7 protein-coding genes are annotated in these 4,857 nt (G+C 29.3%); all 7 read left to right on the forward strand.

The window, feature by feature from the left end; all coding sequences use genetic code 11:
• Positions 1 to 244 precede the first annotated feature (244 nt).
• Positions 245 to 739: a hypothetical protein gene (locus IEV77_RS17255; RefSeq protein WP_188467145.1), complete on the forward strand. Its 495-nt coding sequence runs from the start codon at positions 245 to 247 to the stop codon at positions 737 to 739.
• A gap of 138 nt (positions 740 to 877) precedes the next feature.
• Positions 878 to 1,822, forward strand: a complete 945-nt coding sequence (locus IEV77_RS17260; RefSeq protein ID WP_188467147.1) for a hypothetical protein — start codon at positions 878 to 880, stop codon at positions 1,820 to 1,822.
• A gap of 412 nt (positions 1,823 to 2,234) precedes the next feature.
• Positions 2,235 to 2,609: a hypothetical protein gene (locus IEV77_RS17265; RefSeq protein ID WP_188467149.1), complete on the forward strand. Its 375-nt coding sequence runs from the start codon at positions 2,235 to 2,237 to the stop codon at positions 2,607 to 2,609.
• Positions 2,610 to 2,762: 153 nt separating this feature from the next.
• A complete protein-coding gene (locus IEV77_RS17270; RefSeq protein WP_188467150.1) occupies positions 2,763 to 3,386 on the forward strand; it encodes a Pr6Pr family membrane protein in 624 nt (207 codons plus the stop codon).
• Positions 3,383 to 3,814, forward strand: coding sequence for an META domain-containing protein (locus IEV77_RS17275; protein WP_188467152.1), 432 nt, complete (start codon positions 3,383 to 3,385; stop codon positions 3,812 to 3,814). Before IEV77_RS17270 ends, IEV77_RS17275 begins: the two co-directional genes overlap by 4 nt.
• 132 nt (positions 3,815 to 3,946) lie before the next feature.
• Positions 3,947 to 4,420, forward strand: coding sequence for a hypothetical protein (locus tag IEV77_RS17280; protein WP_188467154.1), 474 nt, complete (start codon positions 3,947 to 3,949; stop codon positions 4,418 to 4,420).
• A gap of 57 nt (positions 4,421 to 4,477) precedes the next feature.
• Positions 4,478 to 4,732, forward strand: a complete 255-nt coding sequence (locus tag IEV77_RS17285; protein WP_188467156.1) for a hypothetical protein — start codon at positions 4,478 to 4,480, stop codon at positions 4,730 to 4,732.
• Positions 4,733 to 4,857 lie beyond the last annotated feature (125 nt).

A 4,857-nucleotide genomic window follows, 5' to 3' on the forward strand; every position in this document is an offset into this window, starting at 1 on the left:
TAGTCTCTGCGTATATATTAACCTTATTCCTCTCTTTTGTGCTTTCTAATTTATATGCCTTAATTTAGTGTTTTTATTAAAATGCTAACTTAAGCCGTATATAATTTATTGCTAGTTCTTGCCTGCTTACGAAAACCCTCGCGGATTTTCTATTCGGTTTTTATTTGCTAAATTACGTTCTTAACCACGCAACAAACCATATACAAACACGTTGTGCCCCATTTGAAAAACCACTGTTAACCGAATGAAAATCTTTCCGATTAAAAAATATTCAATCACATTAATTACTGAATGTTCAAAAGCAATTTCTGAATTAAAAAAGGAAACTCTATCTGATGGACAATTCGTTTCTAACTGGAATAAACAAACCTTTATTGGAGTAATAAACAATTCAGATTTTGAAATCAAACTTTCTAAAAAACTATACGGAGGATTTTGTGTTTTAAAAGGAAAACTTGAGAAAGAAAACGGCATTATAGAAATTGAAATAAATAAAACTTTAAAGATTATTTTATTAACTCTTTTTCTATTCCCGATTTTTGGATTTTTAATATCGTTAATCCAAAACGGATTTAAAAACTCAACTGAACTTCTACTTCCGACACTTATGTTTATTATAATCTTAAGGTTTGGGTTTATTGAATTAGGGTTTAGAATTATTTCCAAAAAAGGTCTGAAAGAATTAACTGAAATTATCGGAATTGAAAAAATAAAAAACGTGGCACAACACTGTGTATAAAAAATGCGTAGTTTAGTGCTTAATCAAAAGAAAGTGCGTGTTTGCTTTCATCCGATTTTCGTTCCGAAAATCCGCTGACACAAACACGCACTTTTCATACACAAAACCGTTAGCCACAAGTAAAACCAACATCGAGATTTGAAAAAAACATTACATCTGATTTTAATTTTGCTACTTTTTATTAGTTGTAAAAATGAACTAAATATTCAACCGAAATACTCGGATTTTGAAACTGATTTAGAAACAAGGAATTTATTTGGTAAAGTAAAAGAATTTAGCCAATTCAGAGCAAATATTAAAAGTTCTGATAAAAATCAAACAGAAAAGCCAATAATCAATTTAAAAGAGAACTTTACTGAAAATGGTTTTGTAAAAAGCACAGAATACTTTGGCACATTTGGAAAAACTCAACAAATAACAGAAAATTTCTATGACGCAAATGATTACTTGCAAAAGAGAATAACAAAAGGTGTAAACTTTCCTGAAAATATGGTTGAGTTAATTGAACGTGATTCAATAAAAAAAACTGAATTCAGAAATATAACAATTAATGACACATTGAACATTGAGTTTCATTCAACTTTTGGGAAACTTGATAGAATCGAAGAACAAATTAAAATTGAGAATGGAGACACAATTTTTGTGAAATATAATTACAAGTTTGATTCAAACAAAAACATCATTCTATTAGAAGAAATAGAAAACGAAATTAAAACTGTAACTGAAAACAAATATGACCAAAATGGAAATATTGTGGAATCAATAAACGGGTTTGACAATTTCAAAATGAAGACAATTACCATTTATAAAGCTGGACGAATATCCAAAATTGAGTATTATAGTATTTTTGATGATTCAGAACAACTTTTAGAAAGTGTAACAGAATTTGACAAATATTACAACCCGACAAACGAAAAAACTTATCAAGACTCTAAATTGAAAAGAGAAACAAAGAATGAATACAAATTTGATAATAATGGAAATTGGATTAAGAAAACTGTTTCTCTAAAAGAACATTTTTATAATTCAAAGAAATTTGTTCCAATTTATATTGAGAGCAGAAAAATTGAATATTGGGAATAAATACCTGTGGCTAACACCGTATAAAATTAATGGCTAGTTATAGCTTATTTGGATAATTCCTGCGGAATTATCTCTGGCAAGTATTTGTTTATTAAATTAGTTGCTTAAATACGCCACTAACCTTATACATAACCGTTGTAAACAATTTAAATAAAATCCTTGTACATCATATCAAAAAAAGATAGCGGAAAGACATTATCGAGTAAAATTATATTACTAGCTGGAATTATTATCTCATCTTTTCCCTATGGAATTTATTTTGGTTGGCTATTCTTTATTGTAGGTATAATTTTAGTTTGGAATAGCGATTTAATAAATAAACATAAATGGTATTGGACTATCGTCCCACTTTTAATTTGGTATCCGATAATGCTTTTATTCTTTTTCTTAATCCCAACTCTATTTTTTTGAAATGAACTTAAAGCAAATAGTAAAATATGGAGTTCTGATTTTTGGAGCGATAATTCTAATCGGATTTGTACTAAAAGGAAATATCAGTCACGAACAATTTGACTCTGAAAAATGGAAAAACTGGACGGAATTGGAAAATGATTATCTACTTCGTTGGAATATGATGAATAGCCTACAAAGTGCATATGAACTGAAAGGCAAAACAAAAACTGAAATAATTGAATTGTTAGGCTATCCTGAATTTGAAACAATTGGTAATTCTATCGGATTTTGTCTTGACTCACCTCACTTTGAAAAGTGTGAAAAACAATTGATATTCCAATTTGATGAAACTAATACTATTATAGACTTAAAAGTTTATGATATGGATCAATAAAAACTGTTTACAACACTGTATATAAAAAATGCTTATTTTAGTGCTAAACCAAAAGTAAGTGCGTACTTGCTTTCATCCGATTTTCGTTCCGAAAATCCGCTGACACAAGCACGCACTTTTCATATACAAAACCGTTGGCAAACATTAAAAAAAGTGAAGAGAAAATTTGAAATATTTGGATTTAGCATTGGGTGGTTCGCCATTATTGCACAGTTTTTCTTAATGCTTGAAAACAGACAAGCTGACATTCCAGAAACGATTATTCGCTTTTTTAGTTTTTTTACCATCCTAACAAACATTATAGTTGCACTGTTTTTAACTATATCAGTATTCAGATTCAAAAAATTCCCTTTTAATTTATTTTTAGCAAAAGGAACGCTGACCGCTATTACAGCTTTCATAGTAATTGTAGGCTTGGTTTATCAAATAGTATTAAGAAAAATATGGGAACCAACTGGACTTCAATATATTGTTGATGAATTATTGCATACCATCATCCCTTTATTTATGCTTGGGTATTGGTTTTTCAATATTAGAAAAGAAGACTTACTGCTTAAACCTGTATTCAATTGGTTAATATATCCATCAATATACCTTGTATTTATAATAGTAAGAGGAAATATATCTGGTTACTATCCATATCCATTCTTAAATATTAAAGAAATTGGTTATGAAAGTGTTTTATTAAACATTACGGTAATTTTTACGATAGCTATTGTAATTATGATAGCTTTATCAATTATTGGAAAATTTAAATTTAAAAACAACCCATTATGAAAAAACAAACAATTTTACTCGTTGCCCTAATTTCATTACTAATTGTTTCTTGTGCTACTCAAAAGAATGTCGATAGTGAAAAACTGTACAATACGGCTTGGGAATTGGAGTACATTTCTGGACCACGAATTGCGTTCGAAGGACTATACCCTGACAAAAAACCGAAAATCAATTTCGACAAAACAACTAATAAAGTCAGCGGAAATAATAGTTGTAACGGCTATTCCGCGGATTATACTTTAACTGGCAATTCTATTTCCTTTGGAGAACCTGGACCAACCACAATGATGTTTTGTGGCGAAGGAGAAACAGTATTTATGAGTATGATTAAAAAAATAAACAAATACAGTTTTGACCAAGATGGAAAATTAAATTTAATGCTTGACAATGTATCAATGATGCGATTTAAAAAAGCTAATAGCCAATAAATTTCACTATAAAAATAAGCACTTTATGTTTATTGATATTAAGTTATTCCTGTGTATAACAAAAGATAATCGGATGTAGCTTGTCTGAAGTATTACTAACATAAAAACAGATTAATCTAAAAATAAAAAATTATGAAAAAATTAGCCTTATTGACATTTGCACTTATTACCATCGTAGCTTGTAAAAACAATACTAAAACAGATAACCAAACGGTAATAGAAGAAGAAAAGCCGGTAATAAAAACAAGCCTAAAACCAACTTTAGAAACTGGTTGTTATAATTTCAAAAGTGAAAGCAACAATATTCAAATGGAAATTACCGAAGTAAATGAAAAAGTGATGGGGATCCTGAATATTGCATATGCTGAAAAAGATGCTAATCAAGGAAAATTCGTTGGTACTTTAAATGGCGACAAGTTAATTGGAACTTACACTTTTAATTCAGAAGGAATAGAAAGTTCAAGAGAAATGGCATTTTTAATTAAAGACGACCAACTTATTGAAGGTTATGGCGATTTGAATGAAGATGGAACAAAATTTAAGGATGTGAATACCGTTAAATATACTTCCACAATGCCTTTAACAAAAGTAGATTGTGATAAATGAAGAGCTGAATGTTTGCTTGTAAACGGACAATCATTTTCCGAGTTAAAACAGACCTGTTTGGAATTATCTACCCTAAACATTAAACTTAATCCTTTAAAAGACGGAGCAAAAACAAAAGGCAATGTTGCTTATGTATTATTTGATAACACGAATAAATCGGCAGAGGTTTTCTTTCCTTTTGAAAACAAAGGGATAATTTTAAACAAAACAGCAGAAGGAAATTGGACTAATGGAGATTATAAACTAATTGCTTGGAAAGGCTATGTTATCCGAAAAAATGGAAAAGCAATCTATGGAGGTTTAGGAGAGTAAAAAAATAACGATTTGCCAACAAAGTACTGTGCTAAAAAACAAGTAAAATTCTATTATTTTTTTACTAAAGTACTTCTGTAAGTTTCGTCAAATATTAGTCCTGATTTAGCAATGGCAAAAGCCTG

Origin of the sequence: Xanthomarina arctica (assembly GCF_014638915.1) — a bacterium.
GTDB lineage: Bacteria > Bacteroidota > Bacteroidia > Flavobacteriales > Flavobacteriaceae > Xanthomarina > Xanthomarina arctica.